Origin of the sequence: Halococcoides cellulosivorans (assembly GCF_003058365.1) — an archaeon.
GTDB lineage: Archaea > Halobacteriota > Halobacteria > Halobacteriales > Haloarculaceae > Halococcoides > Halococcoides cellulosivorans.
Window position 1 is genome coordinate 138,396 of record NZ_CP028858.1, and the last position, 25,201, is coordinate 163,596.

A 25,201-nucleotide genomic window follows, 5' to 3' on the forward strand; every position below is an offset into this window, starting at 1 on the left:
GCATCCACTACCCAGGAGTATGGCGACGTCGGTGAAAATCGGGACCGACACCAAAGACAAACTCGAACAGCTCCAGGCGCAAATCAAACTCGAAACGGGCCGAAAAGTGACCCAGCAGGCGCTGCTCGACCGGATCGTCAGCCAGTCGTTCGCGTCGAAAGCGGCCCTGATCGACTCGTTTCGCGACGAGTTCGACGGGCTGCCCGATTCGGAGATCGATCAGTTCCTCGGGGAGACGTTTGCGTCCGGATCACCGATCGACGAATCGGACGTGGATCGGGTGCTCTACGAGGACGAGGCCGGGAACGAATGAGCGTCATCGTCGATACGGGTGTCTGTTACGCCCACCACGACGAAGACGTCCCCCGTCACGACACCGCTCAAGCGGCGATGCGTCGCGTTCTCGCCGGTGAGTACGGCCAACCCTTCGTCTCTGAGTACGTCTTCGACGAGACGGTGACACTGACCCGCGCCCGGACCGGTCGATACGCAGACGCCAGGCGCGTGGCCGACCACCTCGATGGATCCGCGAGTCCGTTCGAACTGCTCGTCGTCGACGAGCACACCTTCCAGCAAGCCAGGGACGTATTCGATCGATACGACGATCACGACTTGAGTTTCACCGACGCGACGACGATCGCGCTGGCCCAGGATCGCGAGATCGACCACGTCCTCGCGTTCGACGACGACTTCGACGGGATCGTCGATCGGTTGGACCCCGATCGACTCGTGTAAGGCGGCACGCAGTTTGGCCCCACGTCGCGACTCCAGGCGTGAATTCACCTCGCCACGGCCGTCGTTCACGACGACTGTACGGTGCTCTATTCCGGCGATCCCGATTTTGCGGATCTCGACGAGATCGAGACGGTCGTCCTGTGACCGAGCCACGCGCCACTTCGTCGACGAGCACCGGGGCGACGACGCTGGGGGAATTCGCGGGCTGCAAGCTCATCGATCCTCTACGCCCCTGTCCGATGCCGACCCCTCACGATCGAACACATGGGATATGTTTCTTTTTCGACCAGATGGATGGATTTATATACGACGTACTATTCACCGCTCGACAACACATGCGCCGTCAGGTCCGTCGTGGAGTCGCCGTGTTGTTCGCCGTCTTACTGGTTAGTACCGCCACTGTCGGTCCGGCACTCGCCGGACTGGGTGAGGACGCGTCCGAGCGCAGTCTCGCGGACGACCGACTCGCTGAGGAGTCGTCGACACTGAACACATCGGACCAGTCCACTACCCAGTCGTACGGCCCGAACCGGTCGGAACTCGAACCGATCGACGGAACCGTCCCGAAAGACCCCAACGGTGACGGTCTGTACGAGGATATCAGCGGGGACGGGAGATGGGACTTCCCCGACGTCAACGCATTCTATGCATACTACGATACTCCTCCGGTCCAAAATCACACCGCCGCGTACGATTTCAACGGCGACGGTGAGGTCGATGCCGACGACGTGCAATCATTGTTGGAGGAGGTGTACGACGCCGACGGTGACGGGCTGAATCACTCCGTCGAGCGCACCGCGCCGGGCGTCGTCAACACGTCGGTGATGGAAAACGACGGCACGTTCCCCGATCCCGACACGGACGGCGACGGCCAGCCGAACTTCCGTGACGAGGACAGCGACGGTGACGGCATTCCCGACGCCGAGGAGGGCACCGACGATACGGACGGCGACGGCCGCCCGAACTACGTCGACACCGACAGCGACGGTGACGGCATTCCCGACGCTCGCGAGGGGACGACCGACACTGACGGCGACGGCGTGCCGGACTACCTCGACCCCGACGACGACGGCGACGGCGTCTCGACAGCCCGCGAACTCAATCTCACGCGCACCCACTCGCTCCCGCCGGACGTCGACTTCGACGGGCGGGTGAACTGGCGCGACCCCGACGCCGACGGCGACGGCATTCCCGACGGCGAAGAGGCCGACACCGACAGCGACGGTGACGGCATTCCGGACTTCCTCGACGCGGACAGCGACAACGACGGCCTGCCCGATTACTACGAGGAGAGCGTCACCGGGACGGATCCCGCGAACAACGACAGCGCGTCGTCAGCGATCGACGACGCGGTCGGCAACAATGGCGTAATCGACGGGCGCGAGGACTTCGACAGCGACGGCCTCTCGAACGCCCAGGAGTTCGCGGCCGGGACGGACCCGCTCGACGCGGACACCGACGGTGACAACCTCTCCGACGCAAGCGAGGTCCGGCGTGGCTGGCTCAACGCGACAGATAGCGACACCGACGGCGACGGCGTCCTCGACGGTGCGGAAGACCAGGACGGCGACGGCCTGACGAACAGCGAAGAGGCCGACTTCGGGAGCGCGCTCCGGATCGCCGACACCGACGGCGACGGGCTGAACGACTCCGAAGAGCGCGCGCACGGCACGAACGCGACGCTGATCGACAGCGATTCGGACGGCCTCGACGATCCCGCCGAACTGCGCATCGACGAGGTCGATCCCACCGATCCCGACACCGATGGCGACGGCGTCGTGGACGGCAACGAGACGCTGACGACCGTCGCAACAGATGACGAGACGGGCGCACGCGTCGAAATCACCGGCCAGGGCGACGTGGCGAGCGCGGTCACCATCTCGGACGTCTCGGGCTCGGTCGGGCCGACCAACGGCACGGCGATCCGGGTGTCGAGCACGGTCCCGTACGACGAAGCGACGATCACGGTCCCGGTCGACGACTCGCTCGACGCGAGTGAGCGGGACGCCCTGGAGATCTATCGCTGGGACGGAACGGGCGACACGTCCTGGACGAGCGTCGGGTCGACGAGCGTCGACGCCGACGCGGGCACGATCTCCGCGACGGTCGAGGATTTGGGCTACGTCAAGCCCTACACCGGCAGCGTCGAGCGCTCGGTCGGAGTCGACGCGGCCGATCCGACGAATTTCGACAACACGACGACCGACGGCGAGGGCATCTACGAGGCCGAGGGCACGTCGATCCAGGTCAACACGAGCGAGAAGACGATCGGTGCGCCCTCGCCCGTGGAGTTCGATTCGCCGGCCGCCGCATCGGTCGGCGTCGACCTGACGCCGGCGGTGCCCGCGAGTGTCGACCGCGAAGTCGCCGCGGACGGCAGCGCGAACTACACGTCGATCCAGGCGGCGATCGACGACGCGGACGTGGGCGCGACGATCCTCGTCCGCGAGGGCACGTATCCCGAGGCGCTGACGATCGACAAGAGTGTCACGCTGGTCGGGCAGAAAGCGATCATCGAGAGTCCGACGGACGAAGACGCGATCGACGTGCGGACGAGCGCGACGATCAGCGGCGTGGAGATTCGGCCAACGGACGGCGCTGGTCTCGACGTGACTGATACGGCAGGCCACGTCGAACTCTCGAACAGCAAGGTCGCGGGCGCGGCGACTGGCGTCGAGGCGAACGGCTCAGAGGCGGACGTGACGCTGTCGAGTGTCGCATTCGTCGAGCGGACGCGCGACGGCTACGGCATTCGAGCGCACCAGTCCAGCGGCGACTGGACGCTGTCGAACGTCGCTTTCCGGAACAGCACGGCCGAGTCCGGTGGCACGGACCACACGATCAAGGCCGATCAGTCGAGTGGTGACTGGACGCTTTCGACGGTCGAACTATCGGGGATCTACGCTGACGGCTCGACCGGTGACTGGACGGTCGAGGACGCCAAAATTGGATACACGACTGAAAAGGCGATTTCTGGACACAGTTCGAGCGGCGACTGGACGATCAGAAACGTGGTGATCGAGCAGGTCTACCACGGAATCATCGCGACAAACGCCTCCGGGGCGTGGTCCGTCTCTGAAACCGACGTCACGGGAGCGTTTATGTATACCGAGGATCCCGTGGGGAACGGTCTCGCTCTCACCCGATTCAAGGGCTCAGCTTCGATCGACGATGTCTCACTCAGCCGCGTCGAGGCCGGAATTAGAGCGAAACAATTCCAGGGTCGTGTCGAGGCGAGTGGACTTTCGATCGTGAACAACGATCGTGGAATCGCCGAAACGGCACTCCAAGATGGCAGAACAACCACGTCCTGGCAGATTACGAACAGTCGATTCGCCGGAAACAACGAAACGACCGTCGACGTGGGCGATCGGAGCCGATGGACGATCACACAGTCGACGTTCGACGGGTCCGGTACGCTCGTCGACGCTCGCGCGTCGAACACCAGCGTCGACCTGCGGCGCAACTACTGGGGCTCGGACGGCCTGCAGTCCGATCAGGTCCTCGGCGACGCGCTGACTGGCGACGAACTCGACGCGCCACCGAGTGAAGCCGACTCTGTGGCGACTGGCTCACCGTATGCCGTCGAACCCGGCCCAGGCAGCACGACGACGTGGACCGAGTCACTCCCGGATGTCGGCGAGAACGGTGAGAATCCGATCTGGGTGAGCTACGAGGCGAGTGCGGTGGGCGACGACGCCTCGCTGACTCTGGTCGCGCGCTCCTCGGAGGGCTCGGCGGCCTGGACGGTCGATCCGGACACTGACGGCCTCGCCACCCAGCGGCTCTCGGGCGACAAGATCGACGGCGAGGCGGTTCTGCAGGTGCGGGCGATCAACACGTCCGCCTCGATCAAAGCCATCCGGGCGCACAAAGACAGCGACGGCGACGGGCTTTCGGATCGCGTCGAGCGCGCGACGATCGTGCCGCAGAACGGCCCCGTCGACGCGTTCTCGACCAAGCCCCACGACGCAGACACCGACAACGATGGCGTCCCCGACGGCGAGGAGGTCGGCGTGTCGGGCCGCGATCTCAGCGAGCGAATTCAGGGCGGCCAGATCGTCGTCGATCGCGTTCACTCCGACCCGACGGTAAAGGATACTGACGGTGACGGGTTGACGGACGAAGAGGAACGCGACGGCTGGACCGTACTGGTCGCCGAGACAGATGAGCAGGCCACCAGCTACGCCGAACGGCGACGAAACGACTCGAACGCGCGCGCAGTCCTGACCTCGATCCGGGTGTACTCGGAGCCCCTCGTCGCGGATTCGGACAATGATGGCCTGAACGATCTTGAGGAGCGGTGGAATCGTACCAATCCAGACCGCGCGGACACAGACCACGACGGCCTCAAGGACGCGAAAGAACTCGGCATCGGCGAGGACCCCACGATTCACGATTACCGCGCGCCAGTGGTCGAACCGATCGCCCTGCATGGTATCGCGGCGAGAGAGTCCTCGATTTTCGTAAAGGTACGGGTGATCGACCCGAGTGGCGTCGAGGACGTGACGCTGTATCAGAACGGAGAACAGCTCAAGTCGAAATCGTTCTCCGGTGAAGAGGAGGTAAAGGTCACAAAACTCACGGTAGACTCGTACACTGAGGCGTATCTCGAAGCCGGAAAGCGGTTATTCCACGGCCAGCCTGTGACTGTCCGTTCGGTCGACACCCATGGGAACGCTCGGAACCAGACGATCATGGGGCCAGATGCCGCGGGAGAAGCCGCGGCGATGGCGGAATCCCTGGTCCCATTTAAAAAGCAGAAGGTAATTCAGGGTCTGGGCATGGGTTCTGGCGTTTCGACCGTAGCTTACGAAGCGGCAGTCGGCATCAAAGAACTCGCCACCAATCCACTGGGGCCGATCAAGGCGTTGGTTAAGCTGGCCCAAACGATCATCAAGGATCCTTCGATTCTGCCCAAACTTCCGAAATTGATCCTGGATAGCTTCATTGAGCCCGAGGAGACCCGGAATCCGTTCGAGGTCGGGACGACGGAGCACGCGTCCTTTGCCGGTGGCTGGACGCTCGGGTACGCCAGCGCGACGATCGTCCCGTCCTATTTCACTGCCGGAGCGACGGGTCTCGTTCAGAAGGGCGTGACGCTCCCCAAGAAGCTCAAATTGATGGTCCACGCCGTCAAGGCGGCCTCGCCAGATCACGTACCGGGGGCGCTCCGTCCCACAGTGTGGCAGAAAGCGGGCCAGGTCCAGAAAGCGCTGCCCGACGCTGACGTCCAGACCGGGCGGCTGGCGAGTGTCTACGGCCGCACACCGGGCCCGGAACGAGAGCGAATCACGGACTCGCTCGAAAAACTGCCCGACGGGACGACGAGCTATCTCAGACAGACGGACGTGGACGCGCCGGTGACGAAGTCGGCACAGCTCATCAAGCGATCCGACGGGTCGGGCCAGCGGGCGTTGAACGCGCTCGCAAAGACCGATTCCGACGCGGCTGACGTCCTCCTGAAGATGGACGACCGCGTGGCGCAGATGCGGTTCGCCAAGGCCTACGACAGTGGCGACATCGATAGCGACGAGCTGGCGACGGCGTTGCGGCGGTACGACGACCTCGATCGGCCGGGGAAACAAGCGGCCGACGAGATGATCGCGGCGACGGGTGACGACGCAGTGGGCGTGCTGGCGAAAAGCGACGGGCCAGCCAAAGAGTTAGTGACCGATGGCGGTACGGACATCGATTACCGGACCGCGGTCGCGCGGGCGGCCGACAGCGACGAGATCGACTCGTACAAGCAACTCGATCGGGCGGTCCAGAAAGTCGAGAGCCTCGATGGGGCGCAGAACCGTCGTGCTCGGCAGTTAATCGCAGATGCGGACGGAAGCGGGGCGAAACTGATCGACGAGCTTGACGACCGAGCACTTGGGCAACTCTTGGATTATGATGGAGCTGGCGCTGATGGAATGCGTCGTACTCTCGCCAGAGAATATGCAAATGGCGATATCGAATCGGACGAAATAGAACTATTCAGCCAGGATCTAGCGGACCTACGAGACGCGGACGTAGACGGAGTCGAACACGTTATTGCCGACGATATTGCAGACAGTACGACGAATAATGTTCGCGGGGCGATGTACGAGTTCCACGTCGCGAATGGCTATGTCGACGACATTGGTGATGTCGCTGAAATCGGCTGGACGAGACAAACTGTCCGGTTCGACGAACTCAATAGTGACCAAGTAGATCAGATCATCAAGGAGATGGATTTCGCCGATGCTGGGAGTCGGGCAGACAAAGAAGACCTGATCCGAGAGGCATTAAATCCAGATAATTTGGGCCGTGATAGCTCAAACACCGAGCTGGATGTTCTGAAAAGAAATGATGAGTATATCGAAGCAAAATCAGGGGCAGTTGAATACCCGGACATCCAAGCAAAAATTATCAGATACATATCCCATCAACTCGAAGGTGACCTTGACTCGACAGATACGATGACTGTTGTTGCCAAAGACAGTGGAGAGTTCGTCAACAGTGATGGAGAACTAAATAAGGTGGGTCGCTTGATCGAAAATACTCGTGGCGTAAGTTGGGACACTCTGGAGTGACTCGTGACCGAGAACTATATACACATTGAATTTGTCTATCCCTCGGGACAGTCCCAGGGCGTTCTGGACGAGCTTTCGGAATCGCTGGAAAGATATGACGAAATAGATTCAAGTCGTGTGGTGATCAAGCCCAAAAGCTTTGGAAGTATCAAAGTTGGATCATATGCTGGTGTAAACGATCATTGGCCACTTGAGGAGGATGAGTTGACATACGAAAGCCCCCAGCGGAGTATATCCCTGGCTGATTCACCGACAATCGAATATTCAATCAGCGATCTCCAGTATTTGAAGGGCGGTGAAGAACACCCACTAGACGTTGAGCTAGACGAACCTCTTCGGGAGTTTATAAATATAATGGAGATATGTTATATGGCCGTTGATGAACGGCCTATAGCAGTCTATAGCTTCACTCCTGACACACCACATGATTTGCGGAAGCCGCCGATAACTGCTGAATCAATTGCCGAGGGTCGGTTACTGTATTTGCCCTGGCTCGCTATATTCACACCGCAAATGATCGATTACTACGGCCGAGAAACCTTACTATCGGCCCCCGCTTGGAAAGTTGAAGAACTCAACGATGGATCGATCATGACTGTTTGTCATGATAATGTTCTCGATTGGATGGAAGATTGTCGAGACGTTGCCGATCATATTGGACTTCCTTGGCATGGCGATATGTGATATTATATATTATAGTATTATCCGGAAGCCAAGAGGGCGAACGCCGGTCTGCTGATCCGGAAAGCACCCGGTGATGGCGGCGTCACGTCCCTGGACAGGCCGCTGCTGACGAGGTGATCGCGGCGACGGGCGACGACGCAGTAGGTGTCTTGGCGAAAAGCGACGGGCCGGCCCGGCGGCTCATCGCCGACGGCTGGACGGATCGTGACTTCCGGACGGCTGTGGCGCGGGCGGCCGACAGCGACGATATCGACTCGTACAAGCAACTCGATCGGGCGGTCCAAGAGATTGACTCGCTTTCGACGAGTGCCCGAAAGCCAGCACGGGAGCTTGTCAAAAGCGACCCAGGTGACGGAATCAAGGCGATAAGTCGATTCGAGCAGGCTGAGGAGGTTGTTGATCTCGAGGCATTCGTTCGGACGATCAAACGATTCGACAAGAGCGAAAAAGCGGAAATGGCCAGAATGGTGAGTAAAGCGGATGATGGTGCACAGTTGGCTGATGAGCTTGACTACGGACAGCTCAAACGCATCGCCGATCAGGGTGCGGGTCGATCTGCTGCCCGGCTCAGCAATCGTGACGTGGCACCATCGAACATCAGGCGGCTGGTTGACGATGACAATATCGACCTGACGCATGTGGATGATCTCATGACCAGCACCTACCGAAGTTGGTCATCTAAGGGGACAGGATTTTCGGGACACCACACGAAACATGCTGATGAATGGGATCCGACGCTGACGAAGTCCGAATATCGAACGAAAGCCCGCGAACTGATGAACCGAAATCGTGACGATATTGAGGTCTACTATCAAAAGGGGAACGATAATCTGGCCGTTTACGATCGTTCCACGAACGAATTGGCTGTCGGAGGCAGGCCACAAGGAAGGATCCAGACACTGTTCAGGCCAGACCAACCACTGCAATATATTGACAGAAGAGTTGGATCGGAGCTAATTGAGGTGAAATGAATATGAATGTAGATGATATAAAAGAAGATGGGAGATTCTTCATCGAAAAGCACGATGAAATTGTCGAATATGCACGAGAAGAATTAGAAACAGAAGAAGATAAGAGAGGACGAGTTGTAAAAAACACCATAGTTAATGAATACAAAGTTGGATATATATATGATTATTTAAACAGTGTGAGTGAATGCTCAACCGAAATTGAGGGCGGGCTTGAGCGGATTCAGATGAAAAATGAGATACTAAGGGATGAATTTACTGAATCATTCGACAAGCGGTGTGCTTATGAACTTAATCAGATAGTCAACCAATACCCAATGATTGTCTGTCATATACTTGGCCTTGACCCAATGAATGATGAAGTCAGACAGTCACTATCACAGAGAGATAGTATTCATATTCTCTTAGATTATCTCGGCGAAGATGACCTCCCAGAGGGATTGCGGCCCCAAGTTGAAGCGCTGGATGAAGTGATGAGTTGTATCATGAAATTTTACAGATCAGATGAGATATCCGATCTAAAAGGACAGATAGCTATTGAATATTTCCCGGATAGTTTCTGGTGGCGACATCCTGACCAACTTCTATCTGACCAATAGGCTCGATACGATTAAACAGGGGTGTCAATGGAAATCTGGTTTTTAGGTCAAATTGGCCGTGGTGAATCGCCAGACATAGCTTGATTTCACTGTGTCACCGCCCGCTTGATGTTGTGAACGATACACATCAGGACGATTTCTCGAAATTCACCATACCAGGATCGCGCACGCACGGCGTCGTCGGACTACGTCCGACTGCCTGAGGGAGCTTCGCTCCCTCTCTGTCACCGAGCATGCGCTTGATCGACGAGAAGACGGTCTCACACATCGATCGTTGACGGTATCGAGGCCCATCGATCCGCGCGTTGTGCGCGTGGTCGATGGGCCGGAACTCACGATGTTTGATCAGTGGTCTCACGCCCTCTTCGCGGAGTTTTTCACGTAATTGCATCCAATCGTATCCTTTGTCGGCCGCGAGGCTGTGCAGGTCGCCCGCGTTGCGGCGGGCGACCTGCCAGCCGAGCTGTGTGTCGTGACGTTTCTCGGTCGTACAGTGAACGTCGAGAATCGCGTTGCTTTCTGTATCGACGAGAGCTGTCGTTTTGAGCGTCTGAACGCGGTAATTCGTTCGACGGCAATAGTGTTTGCTTGCGTTTTCGCGGTCGAAAAACGTCGCGTCGATCGCGGCGTGCCCGCTCGGTTCGTGCAGTTGTGCGGAAAGGCGCAACAATACGCGCCAGAGCGCGGTCTTGATCCTTTCAAACCACTTCACTAACGTCGAGTGATCCGGGAGATCGGCCGGTTCGAGGCCGATCTCCCCGAGAATATGTGGCATCTCGCTCAGCAGGTCGAGTGCTTCTCGATACGATTTTTCGAGGTAAACCCGCAGACAATGCAGCGAAACGACGGCATACTCGGCGAAGCCGCCACCCCCTTCGGGGGCGGCGACTTCGCCTCGCCCACCAACAGCATTTTTGGCTAACGTCACGACCTTCGTCGTGAAGCGGGAGATCTTCGACATGGATAACCGGCGATTTCCCGCTTCATCCAACTAGTTCTAACGGTCGAATCCGACGCTGTATTGCGATTCACCAGTGCCGCTGGAAGTGGTAACAGGATACAGTATACGCTTAAACCAGCTGAACATGGACATGATTATGGTATCAAACGTATGAAAGTGATCGTGGAAGATGGATCGATATTTACTTCCTTCCCAAAGTCCGGGAGTGCAATTGAAAAATGGTCCTTCCCCGCCAGTGATTGGGTATGACCCACATTTCATTGGAGTTTGACTTTGACGAACGTGCACACGAAGCCTTTGAGCAGGGAAAATTCAACGTCCCTGTTGGGGCCCGTTTGCAAATTGGGGAGACATTTATCCTTGGAGACTCGGGGGCGTACACTCGAGATTATGTTGAGCATTATATCATCCAATTACTAGAAGGTGCGAAGGCTGCACTTAATAGTAAGCGATATATTCATGACTATTATATCGATGCGATGTATCTCGTGTTCGAACCGGCCGGCGATGGACGGACGAATCTCGCGTTCTGCTACAGCGAGGAAGCCGCCGAAAACCCGGACTACCGCGGAGAACAATCCCCAAAACTTCCCGAACCGGAAGCTGTCGCGCCGACGCGAGAGCTTGCCGCAGTCATTGCTGACGCTGCTAAGACCTATCTCGATACTATTCGGGAATATGATCCCGATGCTGGCTCCGAGTACGTTGAACCACTGCTGGATGATTTACATGAGGAACTCGATGGCATCGAGAGTTAACTGATTGGCACCCGACTTCTGACTAACTCCACGACAAATTTCTCGGCCGCCAACGTACGACTGGGCAGTTGCGGAGAGCTATTCGGACACGGAAATGGATCAACGACAACGGTGTCGTGTATGAGTCCACGTCGAAAGCCACTCGCGTCGTACGGATGACTGGCGAAACGCAGCTATTCTGGCGCGAAGACGGCGGGGACGGCACTGAAGGTCCGGCGTGGGCTCGATCAGATCGATGCCAGCAAAGTTCGACAACTCTCGCCGGACGAACAGCGTCGAATGGGCCAAATTCTTGCTGAGAGTGGCAAGGGCGTTGGCCGTGCGATGGCCGAAGGTGGTCCTGATTTCTATGCCCGCCTGCACCGGATTGGTGATTATCTCCGCGGGGTTGATTCAGAAATATTGCCCACCAAATTCGGCAAAATGCAGGGAGAAGGTGTGGAATACGCCAAGCTCGAAGGGATTGCGGATAATCTCGAAACGCTCAAAAATGCTGACACCGACATACAGGGACTGAATAGTCTCGTCAAAAATATTGCCTCGGGAAGCTCGAAAGAGAATTTCCTGAATTATGCTCACGAAGCGACAGTGGCGGCAACGTTACAAAAAGGCGGGAGGGTAGTTACGAAGGTAGGGCAGAACGTGAAAACGAAAATTGGGGCTACGGAGATTGATATCGAATTGAAGAGTGGGGACACCATTGAAGTGAAACACGGTGACTTGACGAAAGCCGACAAGGATCAACTGAAAACCCAGCTTGCATACAGACGCGAAAATAGTCTATCTGGAAATCACTATGTACAGGTAGAGGGAGAAATTAGTGATGAGATGGAATCATTCTTAAATAAAGAAAATATAAGAAAATTGTCTGCGCCGACTGATAACCAAGCATCATTGTCCCAAGGGCTTGCTACTGGTCTAAGTGTGAAAGAGACAGGCAATACACATTCGGCGACCCCCTCATACGTGTGAATAGTAACACATTAAATTAGTGGTTGAAAAATATGGATGCTCGAAATATTGATCCGGAATATTACTACTTTGTAATCCCATCAGCGGACAGGTTCCTGAAAGACGAGTTGCGAACTATGGTAAAGGCTGGTTTGCATCAACACTGGTGTACAAACTGGGAATGTGACAGTAGTCGGTGCTACATTTTCGACGAAGAATCCATTGATGGCGACGAATGGGTGCCAATAACTGATGGCATCAAAATATTTATATCTGGAGATAATATAAGTATACACATATTTATGGATAATATAGACTTTAGCTTATACAATCGCAGTTCACTCGATTATCTCGAAAACCCCAATATTGGAGGTGTTCAACTCCACCTAGATGTAGCTGTGCTGAAAGATGTCATCTTCTCGGGAGAGGATGGCAGCGATACATTGCAGGAGGTCATCGATAGCGTTCGATTGGTATACGAACACCTCCCTGCCCCATTCGCGTTCTCTCAGCTCCCCCTCAAACACGAGTACGAAACCACGGTAACCAGAGAGCATCTCGAAACACCGGAGCTGCCCGACGTGTACTGGTTGATGATGCTGTCCCCGGAAATCTGTGAGGACATTGGCCGAGAGCGACTGAAGTCGGCGCCCGTCTGGAGAAGCGAACCCCTGCCCGATGGAGGAATGGAACTCGTCGCGACGGACGATTTACAGTTTACTCGGGAGCACAAACAGCGATTGCGGGATCACCTCGGGTTCACTGACTGATCAGCAGCGGATCTGACCCCAATCATTCGAAGACCCACCACGGGATCGTCGCGGGCGGATCGAGTGGCGACTGGACGCTCTCGAAGGTCGAACTCGCGGGACTGTTCGTGAACCATGCCGAGGGTGACTGGACGATCGAGCAGGCCGCAATCGGTCCATCGACTGAGCGAGCGATCGGTGCCGGTGGTTCCACGGGCGACTGGACCGTTCGTGACGTGACGATTCGGGGCACGAATCGCGGCATCATCGCCGGAAACACCAGGGGCGAGTGGACGGTCTCGAACGTCGACATCGCCCAGATGGACGATTACGGGCACGGGGTGACCGTTTCGAGAGCAAACAGTACGTGGACCATTCGAGACCTCTCGATCACTGGCGCGTGGCACGGCGTCGAAGCGGCAGCCTTCCAGGGACAGGTCGACGCGACGGGGTTGGAGATTCGGTCGACAGACGTCGGCATTGATGTTTCAGCGGACGACGGCCCGAAACTCGACCAGTGGTCGATCTCGGACAGTCGGTTCGAGGATATCGACGGCCCCGCGATCAGGGTCTGGGAACTGAGTCGCTGGCAGATTACCGACTCGTCGTTTATCGACGATGGGACGCTGATCGACGCGAGTGCGTCGAACAGTCGCGTCGCTCTCGACGGGAACTGGTGGGGCGCGGACGGCTACGATGCTGAACAGATCGTCGGCAACGTCACGCGCGGCGAGAGTGCGGCGACCGCCCCGTCGATCGGTGGTACGAGTCCTGGATCGCCCTACGGCGTCGAGCCGGGCCCGGGGAGTACGATGACCTGGGAGGAGTCACTGCCCGAGACCGACGGCTCATCGCTGTGGCTGGCCTACGAGGCGAGTGCGACCGGTGCTGACGCCTCGATCACGCTGACCGCTCACAGTTCGACGGGGAGCGAGGCCTGGCGAGTGCCGGTCGAGACCGACGGGATTCGGGTCGAGCAGTTGCCCGGCGAGCGCATTCAGGGCGCGTCGGCACTCACCTTGCGCGCGATCAATGCGAGCGTCGACGTGAAGGGGGTTCGCACCCACGCCGACTCGGACGGCGACGGACTCTCGGATCGAGTCGAGCGGGCGACGATCGTCCCGCAGATCGGGTCGGTCGATAGCTTCTCGACACATCCGTACGACGCCGACACCGACAACGACGGACTGAGTGACGGTGAAGAGGTCGACTTGACTTTGGAGCGGCCGGCGAGTCAGATCGAGGACGGCCGACTGGTCGTCGAGCGCGTCTACTCCGACCCGACGAATAGCGACACGGACGGCGACGGATTGTCAGACTGGCGAGAACACGAGGGGTGGACCGTTCGTGCCGCCGATAATCGAGAGGACGCGATGGCTGCTGTTGCCGCGATGGACCAAGGGGACTTCGAAGCGGTCGATCAGCACTTCACGAAGGAGCACGTTTCGAGCATTCCGCTCCACCCGGACTTCGATCGAGACGGACTCAACGATTCGGAAGAATATCGGCTGGGGACTGATCCGAAAAACCCCGACACGGATGGTGACTCGTTGAGCGACGGTGAAGAGTTCGACAAGGGACTCGACCCGACGCTGTACGACGTGACCAAACCGGAGATATCGGTCGAATGGCTCGACGGTGAAGTTCAGGCGTCACTCACCGACCGTGCGGTCGCGTACGGAGAATTCGTCGCGACGGACACCCACGGGCTCGCTGAAACTCGTGTCAAACACAAGCAAACGGTGAAGGTTCGCAACACCTACTCGTCGGAACCGTCGCAGGAGCGAGTCAACTACCAATATTCGATCGACGAGCTCGGATTCATCATCGACTCCGCGACCGGCGCAAATCAGTATATCGAGGCCGAGGACGTCAATGGAAACACGCGCACGGTGTTAGTCTATTCGAACAAGCCGGTCTATGTCCGGATGACCGAGGAATACGCTGATATTAACAATTCGAAAACTGCGATCTCTTTGGGGGTTGTATCCGGGCTGACTGCGGGAGCGGCACGAACGGCGACATCGGTCGGTAATCTCGTCAAAAATGTCGCCACCGACCCGGTGGGCTACGCTCAGTCGATGACGAAGATCGTCGACGTATTGAAACAGGGAGGGGTGTTGGAGGCGATGGCCGACGACTACGAGCGGAAGATGCGGATGGCGAACCCCTACGAGGAGGACCTTCAGCCCAACCGGTATCACGAGTTCCGCTCCTCGTACTACGCCGGCCTCGTCGGCCTGGAGGTCGTCAAGACGATCGTCGGCTATCAGGCGATGAAAGCAGTGAAATCGTCCTCGCAATTCAGCAGGCTCGTCGACAACCTCGAAGGAACGAAAGTCCTGAAAGCGGCGCAGGCTATCGACACAGCGTACGGAAAGGCCACCGCGCCGGGACGCTACGTGAAATCGCGGCTGCTCCGCGGGGTGGCCAGTGCCGGCGGCTACACGGTCGACGGGGCGAGAAAGGTTTTCAAACCCGCGAAGACGGTCGGATCCTCGCTGCGGGTGCGCCATCACCTCCGTCGGGCCGACATCGATATCGATGCGCTTGATGCGGATCAACAACAGCGGCTTGGACGACTCCTCAACGACGCTGATCCCGCGACGGCGCGGGCGCTCCGTCGGATGGACGGCGACACCCGACGGAAGTTATTGGATATCGACGATAGGTCCGTTCGGCGGAGCTTTGTCCGGGCGTTCGGTGCAGATGATGTCGACACCGACCGCGCTCGTCGGGCTATCGACAATTATCGTTCGCTCTCCGGGGAAGATCGTAGGTTCGCCCGGAATTCGATCGAGCGATCGGACTCTGCTGGTGTCCGCCTGCTGGGCACCGAGATCTGTAACAGTCCCTGTTACCCGGTGACTGAACGGGTGAGTAAGCTCGACGATTCGGTCGACAGTCTCTCCAGTTCCGACACGAGGAAACTCCAGGAAACTCTCGAAGAGGTAGCCTCCTCAGAGAACTACGACAACGACAGGGCCATCAAGTTAGTCGAAGGATTCGAAGAGGCCGGAGACTCCGTTTCCGAGGGACCGGGCTCCGATCCGAGTGCCGTCATCGATGACCTCAACACGCTCAGTAAGAAGGGCTTCGACGACTACCTCACTGCCGGTGGACAGGGAGAAACGTACTACAAGGGTGTCGCCGGCGAGTCGGACATCGCCACTTCACTTCTCGAACACCCGGAGATCGATGCGAGCGATATCCGGATGAACCGTGACATTCCGGATGTCGAGGATGCGGCGAACGACGCGACCGAAATTGACGTCGACGTGGATGGCGAACTGACGGTCAACGGAAAAACCCTCGATTCACCGGCTATCGAGTCGAAACATTGGACTGTTGGCGAAAAGGGAGACATCTTTATTGAAGATGAAGTGATGGGTGGGAATAGTATCACCGACAAGTCCCTCGTTGATCAACTCGAAACCCAACTCAAATCAGACAATGTTGATGATGAGGTGGTTGTATTTACAAAAGAATACGATTCTCGCTTGGAAGAATTGGGACTCAAGCAAGAAGTACGAGATGAATTAAATCGCAGGATCGATAACGACTTCGAGTTAGAGTTTACTACCTTCCAAGAACTACGGGTATGAGTATGGGCCAAGGAGTGTGGATGATTGCGGTCTTTGGACGGCCTCCTAGTGAGGGGATTGTTGAGAAAGCTTGTTCCATATGTGAAATAGTAGGATTTGAAGTTCGTCGATCAGAGGCACGAGAGCGCCGGACTGGAACGTATGTACTCCCAATAGAATACGGGAGTTTTTCCACGGATCTGTCTTTCAAATTGGGGGAGGCTCGCAGTGATGGAGACCCACTGATTCGGTTCGGGACTCCCATGTATCAAAATAATGGTGTTGAGATTGACGATGGAGTAATCGAGGCAGTATTCGAACTCACTTGCCGTTTAGCAATTGAATTTGAGGCCGCCTATATTGCAGTATTGAACACAGAGAAGCGTGGGATGGATGTCTTTCCCGAGGACCGGCCGATCGCAGAGGCCATCGAGACGCCGCCACGGTTCGGTATCTACGCTGACGACGTACTCGCAGACCTTGGGGGCATCGAGGGACTGTTCGATCACAAACCCTGGTATGTCGCCCATCTCGACGACCACCACACGCTCGTCATCGAAGCCGAGTCGCCCTGGGGCGACTGGCAACCGCCGACCGAGGCTCCATACATCCAATCGGCACGGTTCGGCGAGGGGGCCACTGAGAGCGACCGCACGGACCTCTCTGACCCCTTCGCGGCACTCGATCCCGGCGAGTACGGGACCGAGGTCTGTGTCGATCCCGACGATGTCGACGCTGGCTTCCGCGACGCGGATCTCGAACTGGTCCGCGTGTACGTCGACGAGGATCGGAATCTCCGTCGCGTCGAAGACGACCGGTTCGTGCGGAGTGTGATCACCGACGGACCGGACGACAACGTGGCGTTCGTCGATGCGATGTTGACAGAAGCACCAACGGACGCGCCTCCGTCGACACCGCGAGCATCGGCACTATTGAACGACGCCATTTCTCCGGCGTTCGTCCGAGCCGCGACGCCCGACGACGAGACGGTCGTCTCGCGCGTGCTGGCCCTGCCGGTGGAGACGAACAAGATCGAGCTGCTCGTGTCGCTGGGGCGGGCCTACCGTCAGTCTGACGAGATGGACGTCGAAACCGTCGAATCTGCGCTAGACGAACTAGCAAACGTCGACGATCCCCGGCAGGTCGAACAGTTCATCGAGACGCGTCTCGTCTGAGTATTCTTTCTGATCTTAATTTCAGGATATGAATACATTGGTCGAGGTTATCTCCTAACGTATTTAGAAACTGGTACTTCAAGACCCGGCTGGCGCGCGGGCTCTCGAAGGGCGCTGGATTGACACTCAAAGGTGCCAAGCGGGTCATGACCCCGGCGAAGACGGTCGGGAAGAGTCTCAAAGTCCGCTATCACCTCCGCCGTGCGGATCTCGATGTCGATGCGCTGGATGACACCCAGCAACGCCGACTCGGTCGGCTGTTGAGTGATGCCGACCCCGACGCCGCGAAGGCGCTCCGTCGGATGGACGGCGACACCCGACGGAAGATATTGGATGTCGACGACGCATCCGTTCGACGGAGCTTCTTCCGGACGTTCGGCACTGACGATGTCGATACCGACCGCGCTCGGCGGGCTCTCGACAATTATCGCTCACTTTCCGGGGAAGATCGGACGTTCGCCCGGAATTCGATCGAGCGATCGGACTCTGCTGGTGTCCGCCTGCTGGGCACCGAGATCTGTAACAGTCCCTGTTACCCGGTGACTGAACGGGTGAGTAAGCTCGACGATTCGGTCGACAGTCTCTCCAGTTCCGACACGAGGAAACTCCAGGAAACTCTCGAAGAGGTAGCCTCCTCAGAGAACTACGACAACGACAGGGCCATCAAGTTAGTCGAAGGATTCGAAGAGGCCGGAGACTCCGTTTCCGAGGGACCGGGCTCCGATCCGAGTGCCGTCATCGATGACCTCAACACGCTCAGTAAGAAGGGCTTCGACGACTACCTCACTGCCGGTGGACAGGGAGAAACGTACTACAAGGGTGTCGCCGGCGAGTCGGACATCGCCACTTCACTTCTCGAACACCCGGAGATCGATGCGAGCGATATCCGGATGAATCGCGACATTCCGGATGTCGAGGGTGCGGCGAAGGACGCGACCGAAATTGACGTCGACCTGGATGGCGAACTGACGGTCAACGGGAACACACTCGATTCACCGGCTATCGAGTCGAAATACCGGACTTCTGAGAAGGAATTCATTATAGAATCTGAGATGCTCAAAGGCGACAATCCATTTGTCGATCAGTTGGAGACCCAGATCAAGGCAAATGATGTCGATGATGAGATGGTGGCTGTCTTCCCCGAAAAATACAACTCTCGGCTCGAAGAATTGGGGGTCAAGCAGCGCTTGCGTGAAGAGTTAAACAGGCGAATTGACTCAGAGTACACACTGGAATTTACCACATATAAGGAATTGAATAGTTGATATGGTTAGAGGAGAATGGATAATCGCACTGTTCGAAGCAGAATTAGACAGTGATATAGTTGCCAGATTTGGCGAAATTGCCCGAAAAATAGGGTTCGATATTAACGACTCTGAGGATGATGAATTACCCTCTGGTACGTATGTATTACCAATTACCTATAGGAATTTCACGACGAATGCCCAATTCAGGCCTGACGATGACCGTAATGGCGAGCCTATAATTAATTTTGGAAAGTTGGTGTATCCAGAGAACGATGAAGGCGATGAACAAGCGATAGAGGCGATATTCGAACTCATCTGCCGATTAGCGCTTGACCTCGACGCCTCGTATATTCCGATGTTCAACTCGCAAAAACGCGGGGTGGAGGTCGTCCCAGACGACCGACCGATCGCGAAGGCCATCGAGACGCCCCCGCGATTCGGCGTCTATGCGGACCACGTTCTCACTGATCTCGGCGGCGTCGAGGAACTGTTCGATCACGACCCCTGGTACGTCGCCCGACTCGGCGATCACCATACGCTCGTCATCGAAGTCGAGTCGCCCTGGGGCGACTGGCGACCGCCGACCGAGGCCACATACATCCAATCGGCACGGTTCGGCGACGCCACTGGTGAACATGCGGCCGCGGAGAGCGACGGCACGGACCTCTCTGACCCCTTCGCGGCACTCGATCCCGGCGAGTACGGGACCGAGGTCTGTGTCGATCCCGACGATGTCGAGGCGGGATTTCGCGACGCGGATCTCGAACTGGTCCGCGTGTACGTCGACGACGATCGGAATCTCCGTCGCGTCGAAGACGACCGGTTCGTGCGGAGTGTGATCGTCGACGGGCCGGACGACAACGTGGCGTTCGTCGATGCGATGTTGACCGAAGCGCCCCCAGACGCGGTCCCGTCTGTACCGCGAGCGTCGGCCCTGCTGAACGACGTCATTCCGCCCGCGTTCGTTCGAGCCGCGACGCCCGACGACGAGACGGTCGTCTCGCGCGTGTTGGCCCTGCCGGTGGAGACGAACAAGATCGAACTGCTCGTGTCGCTGGGGCGGGCGTACGATCAATCCGACGAGATGGACGTCACGACCATTGAATCTGCACTGGACGAACTAGCAGACGTTGACGATCCCCGGCAGGTCGAACAGTTCATCGAGACAAGACTTGTCTGAACTGTCGCTATCCATCTTTCAAGAGCTCGGTTTTGGTTGCGGTTTTCTGACCCTCCCGTGTCAGACTGACCTGTCCAGAGACGGCTGACGCGTAGGCTGTCGACGGGCGCTGGCGTGTCACTCAGCCGCTCAAAGCGCGTTATGGCCCCGCGAAGACGGTCGGATCCTCGCTGCGGGTGCGGCATCACCTCCGTCGGGCCGACATCGATATCGATGCGCTTGATGCGGATCAACAACAGCGGCTTGGACGACTCCTCAACGACGCTGATCCCGCGACGGCGCGGGCGCTCCGTCGGATGGACGGCGATTCGCTGGACGCCCTCATGGATCTCGACGTGCCGGCGGACGCACGGCGCAATCTCGCGCCGAAATACGCCGACTTCGATGCGACCGAGCGACAGCACCTCACGTCACTCGTCGACGGCCGATCGACCGCTGCGCGGAACGCTGGCGACCTGGACACGGACGGCGTTCGCGCCGCTCTGGACTACGCCTGTAACAGTCCGTGTTCGATCCAGCTCGATTTCGACTCGCCGATGTGGCGGGTCGAGAAGGATATTAGCGATTCGATCAAGTCACGGGTCGATTCTGAAACGTACGAACAGATCGCCGAGAGCGATCTCGATGCCCGGGCCGTACGAGATCTCGCAGATGCTGACAATCCAGGCACGCGATGGCGTGAATTCAGGCGGTTGGACGGGCAGATCGATGCGGATGTCTCACAGGCATCGTTCTATCACCAACTCGATGGCCAACTCACAGGGCTCAACCACCAGCTTCGGGGTAAAAGCAAGCTGAAGTCCGGTCAGACTATTGGCTTCGAGGACATTGAGAGGATCGAATACGGCCCGAACGGTCGTCCGACCTACTTGCTCCAGACGAACAAGTGGGCAAGCGATATCGATCTGACTGGTGACGGGATGCACGACTTCAAACACGTCGTCGCTCGACATGCCCATCCAGATGCGGACGGCGACTGGCCAGTCCAGCCTGGGAGTGAGATAGAGCAATTCCCCGAAGAAGCGTTCCCCAAAGAGGTGGGTCCTGGGGAACTCAAGGATGCAATCGAGATCACGGTCCGTCGTGGCAATGTTGGAGATGACGCTGGTGAATTAGTCTATAGTGGAAGTTCCCTCGACAGATTTGGCGTCGATGAGATCACGATTCGTCGAAATCCCAAAACTGGTGTAATACAGACCGTCTATCCATCTGGTGATGCGCCATGACTGTCGAGATTCAATACACCATAGGTGATGAAGTGAAAGACGTGAACGATGTCCGTGGTGGTCTGAACATCTTCGTAAACGGGCGCAGGGTGGTCCAGTACCAGGAGGAAGATCCGAGTCAGTGGCGACACAGTTGGGAACCCAAATTCGCAGGCGAATATCTACACACAGTCTTTTCGGGATTGGTAAAGCGGGCTATCTCCCTCTCTAAGGGCGATGTCAAAATATATCAGGAAAATGTGGTGAAGTTCGGTCCAACGGTCTCACGTCTCATACTTGAACCGCTATCTGATTCTGATCTTCGGTTAGCACATAGAGTTACTGGTGGCTCCGTCCAGGAACCGCCACTCCCTGTTTCCGAGAGTGCCCGTGGATACGTCGTTGATCGTTGTGAGTTTTCTCAGGCCGTGAGCGATGCTGCTCACGACTATCTCGCAGACGTTCGGGCCTTTCCGCTTGAATGGGGCGAGGACCTACTCGAAGAGTTCGAAACAGCGCTCGACGAGCTTGACAAGTCCCTCGTCGACTGTGCTAACAACACCCCGTCACTCCAATCGCGTCATTAGCGGCTCGCTACGACAGCGACACCACACCGAACGCGCTCCGCGCCGCTGACGATCTCGACACCGTCTCGGCGGTGAAGCGCGTCGACGGCGATCTCGTCGTCGAGGGTCAAAAACACGGCATCGAGGTCGAACTCCGCCATCCCGACGACGGCGAGTCGTTCTACACGTCGAACAGCGATGCCTCGATCGATGAACTGCGCGACATGAGCAGCCAGGACATCGGCGCGCAGGTCGTCGAGGGCGACATCGCACCGGAGATGATCGAACGTCGGACGGGCTACGATGTCCTCTACGCGGACAAAGGCGGTACGGATCCGGGCATCGACCTCATCGCCAAGGATGGCGACGATTATGTCATCACAGAGGTCAAGTTCACGCGCCAAGGCAAGACACCGGGCAAGGGGATGCTGGACTCGTACCGTGACGGGGCCCGGCAGATGAAAAACAACTGGATTGATGATGCGTTCGGTGATGAAATATCCAGCAGTGATATGGACGAATACACCGAAGTTAGGTCAGCTATTCGAACGGAGGATTATCGAAAGGAGATCTTCGTCGTGCAAGATGGTCCAGCAGGGAAATCAATCACGAGTGGGCTAACGGACTTCGATATCGACGATGTGAATATCATCCGAACCAGTGGTGTTACGCAATGACTCTCTCGGCAGAGACGATTCAACAGTCGATTGACGAAACTGTCGAAGACATGCAATTTAGTGTCGATCTGTGGAACGATGGGAAAGCCAATCCGAATAGAATGTCGAACCTCTATCATTCGATGACTCGCGGATTTTCGAATCTCGCTCGAACCGCAGCGGTCTATGGTGCTACGACTGACTGCCGTGATTGCTATGGCCGTGCTGCTGAGTTTACTTTCGAAAAAATATGCCACCACAGAAGACTCCGTGATCGTCGAGAGCGGATTGACTGGGAGGGTGAGTCTCGCGATTTTTACCCGGCGCTCAACGACGCCCTTCTCAGCCGGAACGAGGACCTCATCGAAGAGATCGCCAGCGAGGCCATCGCCGTGGACGAGGTCTACCTCGACGAGTTTGCCGAGGACTACCCGGATAGTCCGGCGAATTTCTACGACATGAAAGCCCACGCCGCGCTCGCGCTCGATGACGACCGCGCGACGACGTACGTCGCGGAACTCCGCGACGCGATCGAGGTGACCGACGACCCGAGTCTGTACTGGGAGACGATCCCCGAGTTCTACGCGGCGGTCCTCGACGGTTCGACGGCCGACGTGGAGGCGGCACTCGCCGACCTCCACGACTTTTTCGTCTCGGAAGCGCCGAATCCCGACGACCCGAGCGAGTACGTCCTCGACGACGTGGCGGCCTCCGTCGTGCTGGCCCGTCGCCACGGCCTCGATCCGATGATCGAGTCCGATCGCGTGCCCGAGGCAGTGCTCCGTGAGGAGATCCCCGCAGACGATCCGACGCTCGACATCGATATCGACTCGCTGCAGTTCACCAGCGATGTCGGGTTCTTCGAATTGGAACGTGACGACGAGGACCGTCCGGTGATCGCCGGCCGGATCTACCACCCGGGCGGCGAGCCAGTCAGTGCCGACGACGTTCCCGAACGCGAGGCTGGACGAGTGCTGTCGGATGGGTGGATCGAGGCGGCACTGGACGAGGCCGAGTGGCGCGAGCACTACGACGACGCGATGGTGGCCGAGGCACGGGAAGCATACGAGGATGGCACGCTACAGCGAAAGCTGGTCGTCGTCCAGGATCGAACCGATGGCCACACCTTCGACGAGTCGCTCGCGGCGTTGCCGGTCGACGACGTGGCCATGCTGAAAGGTGCGGGACGATAGGCTGATCGAGTTGGAACTGTTGGTTGAGGTAAATCGAATCTTCTTTCAAGAGCTCGCTGACCGGTAACGCGCTCGACGCACCACCGGAGACCGACGACTCTGCGGCGACTGGCTCGCCGTATGCGGTCGAGCCCGGCCCGGGGAGTACGACCACGTGGACCGAGTCACTCCCAGAGGTCGGCGAGAACGGTGAGAATCCGATCTGGGTGAGCTACGAGGCGAGCGCGACCGGCGCGGACGCGTCGCTGACGCTGCCCAGCCCCGCCTCACACACCGACCGAAAAGAGCCTCAGTCGACCAGATCGAGCGTCGACTCGATCCGCCCGAGTTCGGGCCCCGTCGTCTCCGGGCCGACGACGTAGCCGCTCGTGTTCGCGAGCAGGCCCGACCCGACGAGGCCACCGCCGTAGTTGACCGTCCCGACGTCGGCCGGAACCCCGAGCGCGTCTTCGAGCGCGTCGAGTTCGGCGTCGCTCGCTTCGGGATGGGCGAGCACGCCACGGTCGGTCGCGACCGCGGCGGTCCCGACCGGGTCGACGCCCGCGAGCGTGCCCTGGGTGACGGGCACGCCGAGGGCATCCTCGATCACGGCGATCGCCTCCCCGGAGAGGTCGGGGTGGACGTACGCGCCGCTGTCGTTCGCGACGACGACGTTGCCCGCGGCGTTGATCCGGCCGGGAAGCCCCCGGACCGGGCGGTCGGTCGCCGTGGTGATCGCCTCGCGCTCGGCGTCGGTCACCTGACCGCCGACGAGCCAGCCCGCAGACGTGCCGACCGCGAGCGCACCGACGGTGGCCGAGCCACCGACTGTCGTCGCCAGAACCTCGGCGTCGAGTTCCGCGGCGAGCGCGTCCTGGAGATCCGCCTCGGCGTCGCGGCGGACGAGGACGTACTCGTCGGTCACGCTGGCGAACACGCCGACGTAGGACGATCCGGATATCGAAGTACGGAGCACGCGAAGCGTCAGTTCGCCGGCTCGGCCTCGATGACCGGCTCGTCGTCGTCCTGGAATCGGGCGGCGTGAACTCGCAGCTTCGACGGCGGGCTCGACCGGCCCTGCTCCCACATCCGCTCGTTGAGCGAGGGGTCCAGGCGCACGACCGACTCCTCGACGCCGAACTGCTTGGCGAGGTGCGACCGGACGATCTTCATGGCCTCGTCGGCCTGTTCGTTCGACGGGGCCTTCTTGGCGTCGCGCAGGGGAACGGTGACGACCCGCTCCTCGAATTCGTCGGCGCTCATCTTACTCGTCCGTGTTCGAGCGCCGCCAGTGGCGCCGCTTCGGGTTGCCCTGCGTTTCGCGGTCGGTTTTCATGATGACCCACGCGGGGACGCGGCTGTTCTGCCGGTCCAGCTTGGCGAGGCGCTGTTTCTTGCCCTTCGATTTCTTGCCCATGGTGGCGACCTCTACCGTCGGAGTCCATATATGT

The 25,201-nt window shown here is 58.4% G+C and carries 20 protein-coding genes and 1 pseudogene; 17 read left to right on the forward strand and 4 right to left on the reverse strand.

Translation table 11 applies throughout. The annotated features are described in order from the left end of the window. Positions 1-19: 19 nt before the first annotated feature. The 6 genes from HARCEL1_RS00710 (at position 20) to HARCEL1_RS13235 (ending at position 9,546) form a co-directional block, all read left to right on the forward strand. On the forward strand, positions 20-313 hold the full coding sequence (locus HARCEL1_RS00710; protein WP_108380714.1) for a hypothetical protein: 294 nt from the start codon (positions 20-22) through the stop codon (positions 311-313). Next, positions 310-735, forward strand: a complete 426-nt coding sequence (locus tag HARCEL1_RS00715; protein WP_108380715.1) for a type II toxin-antitoxin system VapC family toxin — start codon at positions 310-312, stop codon at positions 733-735. The genes HARCEL1_RS00710 and HARCEL1_RS00715 overlap by 4 nt, the downstream gene beginning before the upstream one ends. A gap of 365 nt (positions 736-1,100) precedes the next feature. Next, positions 1,101-7,295, forward strand: coding sequence for a hypothetical protein (locus HARCEL1_RS00725; RefSeq protein ID WP_159076951.1), 6,195 nt, complete (start codon positions 1,101-1,103; stop codon positions 7,293-7,295). A gap of 3 nt (positions 7,296-7,298) precedes the next feature. Beyond that, a complete protein-coding gene (locus HARCEL1_RS13230) occupies positions 7,299-7,979 on the forward strand; it encodes a hypothetical protein (protein WP_159076952.1) in 681 nt (226 codons plus the stop codon). Between the two features lie 113 nt (positions 7,980-8,092). Continuing rightward, entirely contained in the window at positions 8,093-8,950 is an 858-nt protein-coding gene (locus tag HARCEL1_RS00730) for a hypothetical protein (RefSeq protein WP_108380717.1), read from the forward strand. A gap of 2 nt (positions 8,951-8,952) precedes the next feature. After that, positions 8,953-9,546 (forward strand): hypothetical protein, encoded by a 594-nt coding sequence (locus HARCEL1_RS13235; RefSeq protein ID WP_159076953.1) that lies wholly within the window; start codon positions 8,953-8,955, stop codon positions 9,544-9,546. An 86-nt stretch (positions 9,547-9,632) separates the two neighbouring features. Here the strand turns inward: HARCEL1_RS13235 and HARCEL1_RS00735 are convergent. Beyond that, a pseudogene (locus tag HARCEL1_RS00735) lies at positions 9,633-10,507 on the reverse strand (IS5 family transposase). Between the two features lie 245 nt (positions 10,508-10,752). On the opposite strand from HARCEL1_RS00735, the gene HARCEL1_RS13675 reads away from it, so the two are divergent. The 11 genes from HARCEL1_RS13675 (at position 10,753) to HARCEL1_RS00790 (ending at position 23,771) form a co-directional block, all read left to right on the forward strand. Then, positions 10,753-11,265 (forward strand): hypothetical protein, encoded by a 513-nt coding sequence (locus HARCEL1_RS13675; RefSeq protein WP_233357367.1) that lies wholly within the window; start codon positions 10,753-10,755, stop codon positions 11,263-11,265. Positions 11,266-11,589: 324 nt separating this feature from the next. Further along, complete coding sequence (locus HARCEL1_RS13240; protein ID WP_159076954.1) at positions 11,590-12,237, forward strand: hypothetical protein; 648 nt, start codon at positions 11,590-11,592, stop codon at positions 12,235-12,237. A 32-nt stretch (positions 12,238-12,269) separates the two neighbouring features. Then, positions 12,270-12,986 carry a hypothetical protein gene (locus tag HARCEL1_RS00750; protein WP_159076955.1) on the forward strand — a complete coding sequence of 239 codons (717 nt, stop codon included), beginning with the start codon at positions 12,270-12,272 and terminating at the stop codon, positions 12,984-12,986. 107 nt (positions 12,987-13,093) lie between these two features. Further along, the gene (locus HARCEL1_RS00760) at positions 13,094-16,570 is read left to right on the forward strand and encodes a hypothetical protein (protein WP_159076956.1); all 3,477 of its coding nucleotides are present in this window, start codon (positions 13,094-13,096) and stop codon (positions 16,568-16,570) included. 368 nt (positions 16,571-16,938) lie between these two features. After that, the gene (locus HARCEL1_RS00765; protein ID WP_108380722.1) at positions 16,939-17,724 is read left to right on the forward strand and encodes a hypothetical protein; all 786 of its coding nucleotides are present in this window, start codon (positions 16,939-16,941) and stop codon (positions 17,722-17,724) included. Between the two features lie 146 nt (positions 17,725-17,870). Further along, positions 17,871-18,989 carry a nitrogenase component 1 family protein gene (locus HARCEL1_RS00770; RefSeq protein ID WP_108380723.1) on the forward strand — a complete coding sequence of 373 codons (1,119 nt, stop codon included), beginning with the start codon at positions 17,871-17,873 and terminating at the stop codon, positions 18,987-18,989. Between the two features lie 337 nt (positions 18,990-19,326). After that, positions 19,327-20,151 carry a hypothetical protein gene (locus HARCEL1_RS13680; RefSeq protein ID WP_233357368.1) on the forward strand — a complete coding sequence of 275 codons (825 nt, stop codon included), beginning with the start codon at positions 19,327-19,329 and terminating at the stop codon, positions 20,149-20,151. A 323-nt stretch (positions 20,152-20,474) separates the two neighbouring features. Beyond that, complete coding sequence (locus HARCEL1_RS13685; RefSeq protein WP_233357369.1) at positions 20,475-21,377, forward strand: hypothetical protein; 903 nt, start codon at positions 20,475-20,477, stop codon at positions 21,375-21,377. Further along, on the forward strand, positions 21,374-21,943 hold the full coding sequence (locus HARCEL1_RS13245; RefSeq protein ID WP_159076957.1) for a hypothetical protein: 570 nt from the start codon (positions 21,374-21,376) through the stop codon (positions 21,941-21,943). The genes HARCEL1_RS13685 and HARCEL1_RS13245 overlap by 4 nt, the downstream gene beginning before the upstream one ends. A 71-nt stretch (positions 21,944-22,014) precedes the next feature. Further along, positions 22,015-22,599, forward strand: a complete 585-nt coding sequence (locus HARCEL1_RS00785; protein ID WP_159076958.1) for a hypothetical protein — start codon at positions 22,015-22,017, stop codon at positions 22,597-22,599. A 371-nt stretch (positions 22,600-22,970) separates the two neighbouring features. Then, positions 22,971-23,771 (forward strand): hypothetical protein, encoded by an 801-nt coding sequence (locus tag HARCEL1_RS00790; protein WP_159076959.1) that lies wholly within the window; start codon positions 22,971-22,973, stop codon positions 23,769-23,771. A 289-nt stretch (positions 23,772-24,060) separates the two neighbouring features. Here the strand turns inward: HARCEL1_RS00790 and HARCEL1_RS00795 are convergent, their stop codons facing one another. Genes HARCEL1_RS00795 through HARCEL1_RS00805 form a run of 3 tightly spaced genes read right to left on the reverse strand, consistent with a single transcriptional unit; the run spans position 24,061 to position 25,167 of the window. Then, entirely contained in the window at positions 24,061-24,726 is a 666-nt protein-coding gene (locus HARCEL1_RS00795; protein ID WP_108380726.1) for a translation initiation factor IF-6, read from the reverse strand. An 8-nt stretch (positions 24,727-24,734) separates the two neighbouring features. Then, positions 24,735-25,013 carry a 50S ribosomal protein L31e gene (locus HARCEL1_RS00800; protein ID WP_108380727.1) on the reverse strand — a complete coding sequence of 93 codons (279 nt, stop codon included), beginning with the start codon at positions 25,011-25,013 and terminating at the stop codon, positions 24,735-24,737. A gap of 1 nt (position 25,014) precedes the next feature. After that, a complete protein-coding gene (locus tag HARCEL1_RS00805) occupies positions 25,015-25,167 on the reverse strand; it encodes a 50S ribosomal protein L39e (RefSeq protein WP_108380728.1) in 153 nt (50 codons plus the stop codon). Between the last annotated feature and the right edge of the window lie 34 nt (positions 25,168-25,201).

Bases quoted from the DNA above. Each gene is read 5' to 3' on its own strand.
- HARCEL1_RS13235 (WP_159076953.1), top strand. From the start codon at position 8,953: ATGAATGTAGATGATATAAAAGAAGATGGGAGATTCTTCATCGAAAAG.
- HARCEL1_RS13245 (WP_159076957.1), top strand. From the start codon at position 21,374: ATGACTGTCGAGATTCAATACACCATAGGTGATGAAGTGAAAGACGTG.
- HARCEL1_RS13680 (WP_233357368.1), top strand. From the start codon at position 19,327: ATGTTCAACTCGCAAAAACGCGGGGTGGAGGTCGTCCCAGACGACCGA.
- HARCEL1_RS00765 (WP_108380722.1), top strand. From the start codon at position 16,939: ATGGATGTCTTTCCCGAGGACCGGCCGATCGCAGAGGCCATCGAGACG.
- HARCEL1_RS00715 (WP_108380715.1), top strand. From the start codon at position 310: ATGAGCGTCATCGTCGATACGGGTGTCTGTTACGCCCACCACGACGAA.
- HARCEL1_RS00710 (WP_108380714.1), top strand. From the start codon at position 20: ATGGCGACGTCGGTGAAAATCGGGACCGACACCAAAGACAAACTCGAA.
- HARCEL1_RS13240 (WP_159076954.1), top strand. From the start codon at position 11,590: ATGGCCGAAGGTGGTCCTGATTTCTATGCCCGCCTGCACCGGATTGGT.
- HARCEL1_RS13685 (WP_233357369.1), top strand. From the start codon at position 20,475: ATGGATCTCGACGTGCCGGCGGACGCACGGCGCAATCTCGCGCCGAAA.
- HARCEL1_RS00770 (WP_108380723.1), top strand. From the start codon at position 17,871: ATGACCCCGGCGAAGACGGTCGGGAAGAGTCTCAAAGTCCGCTATCAC.
- HARCEL1_RS00750 (WP_159076955.1), top strand. From the start codon at position 12,270: ATGGATGCTCGAAATATTGATCCGGAATATTACTACTTTGTAATCCCA.
- HARCEL1_RS00800 (WP_108380727.1), bottom strand. From the start codon at position 25,013: ATGAGCGCCGACGAATTCGAGGAGCGGGTCGTCACCGTTCCCCTGCGC.
- HARCEL1_RS13675 (WP_233357367.1), top strand. From the start codon at position 10,753: ATGACCCACATTTCATTGGAGTTTGACTTTGACGAACGTGCACACGAA.
- HARCEL1_RS00805 (WP_108380728.1), bottom strand. From the start codon at position 25,167: ATGGGCAAGAAATCGAAGGGCAAGAAACAGCGCCTCGCCAAGCTGGAC.